Origin of the sequence: Companilactobacillus nodensis DSM 19682 = JCM 14932 = NBRC 107160 (assembly GCF_000615905.1) — a bacterium.
Taxonomy (GTDB): Bacteria; Bacillota; Bacilli; order Lactobacillales; family Lactobacillaceae; genus Companilactobacillus; species Companilactobacillus nodensis.
In genome coordinates this window covers 1-1,889 of sequence record NZ_BAMN01000046.1, presented here as the reverse complement: position 1 = coordinate 1,889, position 1,889 = coordinate 1, and the positions used below count along the sequence as shown (strand labels likewise).

General features: G+C 47.5%; 1 rRNA gene. It reads left to right on the top strand.

Features of this window, described 5'->3' with window-relative positions:
* Nucleotides 1–254: 254 nt before the first annotated feature.
* Nucleotides 255–1,826 (top strand): 16S ribosomal RNA (locus tag JCM14932_RS13865).
* Nucleotides 1,827–1,889 lie beyond the last annotated feature (63 nt).

Genomic DNA, 1,889 nt, shown 5'->3' with positions numbered 1-1,889 from the left:
GACTTGAGAGCTTCCAACTTGATAGTCACTTAAATAATTATTTTAAAAAGTTCTTGACATCATGTTACGTTCTTGATAAACTAATTAAGTCGCTTGTTAAGAAGTTCACTTCTTAACTGACAGTAGACCTTTGAAAACTGAACAAAGTTTTAACAATCAATTGTGTAGGCCTTATTAATTTAAGGTTTTGAATTATGAATTAAGAAACATTGACGAAGTCAATTTTCGCTAGTATTTAATGAGTCACAAACTTTTAATATGAGAGTTTGATCCTGGCTCAGGACGAACGCTGGCGGCGTGCCTAATACATGCAAGTCGAGCGAACTCTGGTTTTTGAACGATGGTGCTTGCACCGGAGTGATTAAACATTTGAGTGAGCGGCGGATGGGTGAGTAACACGTGGGTAACCTGCCTAAAGTGGGGGATAACATTTGGAAACAAGTGCTAATACCGCATAACAACATTTACCACATGGTTTATGTTTGAAAGATGGTTCTGCTATCGCTTTAGGATGGACCCGCGGTGCATTAGTTAGTTGGTGAGGTAACGGCTCACCAAGACCGTGATGCATAGCCGACCTGAGAGGGTAATCGGCCACATTGGGACTGAGACACGGCCCAAACTCCTACGGGAGGCAGCAGTAGGGAATCTTCCACAATGGACGAAAGTCTGATGGAGCAACGCCGCGTGAGTGAAGAAGGTTTTCGGATCGTAAAACTCTGTTGTTGAAGAAGAACATGCGTGAGAGTAACTGTTCATGTATTGACGGTATTCAACCAGAAAGCCACGGCTAACTACGTGCCAGCAGCCGCGGTAATACGTAGGTGGCAAGCGTTGTCCGGATTTATTGGGCGTAAAGCGAGCGTAGGCGGTTTATTAAGTCTGATGTGAAAGCCCTCGGCTCAACCGAGGAAGTGCATCGGAAACTGGTAAACTTGAGTGCAGAAGAGGAGAGTGGAACTCCATGTGTAGCGGTGGAATGCGTAGATATATGGAAGAACATCAGTGGCGAAGGCGGCTCTCTGGTCTGTAACTGACGCTGAGGTTCGAAAGCGTGGGTAGCAAACAGGATTAGATACCCTGGTAGTCCACGCCGTAAACGATGAGTGCTAAGTGTTGGAGGGTTTCCGCCCTTCAGTGCTGCAGCTAACGCATTAAGCACTCCGCCTGGGGAGTACGACCGCAAGGTTGAAACTCAAAGGAATTGACGGGGGCCCGCACAAGCGGTGGAGCATGTGGTTTAATTCGAAGCAACGCGAAGAACCTTACCAGGTCTTGACATATCTTGAAACACTAAGAGATTAGTTTTTCCTTCGGGGACAAGAATACAGGTGGTGCATGGTTGTCGTCAGCTCGTGTCGTGAGATGTTGGGTTAAGTCCCGCAACGAGCGCAACCCTTATTACTAGTTGCCAGCATTTAGTTGGGCACTCTAGTGAGACTGCCGGTGACAAACCGGAGGAAGGTGGGGACGACGTCAAATCATCATGCCCCTTATGACCTGGGCTACACACGTGCTACAATGGTCGGTACAACGTGCTGCGAACTCGCGAGGGTAAGCAAATCACTTAAAACCGATCTCAGTTCGGATTGTAGGCTGCAACTCGCCTACATGAAGCTGGAATCGCTAGTAATCGCGGATCAGCATGCCGCGGTGAATACGTTCCCGGGCCTTGTACACACCGCCCGTCACACCATGAGAGTTTGTAACACCCAAAGCCGGTGGGGTAACCTTTTAGGAGCTAGCCGTCTAAGGTGGGACAAATGATTAGGGTGAAGTCGTAACAAGGTAGCCGTAGGAGAACCTGCGGCTGGATCACCTCCTTTCTAAGGAAATGTGCGAAAGCACAACGGAATACACAAGTTAAAACTTTGTTTAGTTTTGAGAGG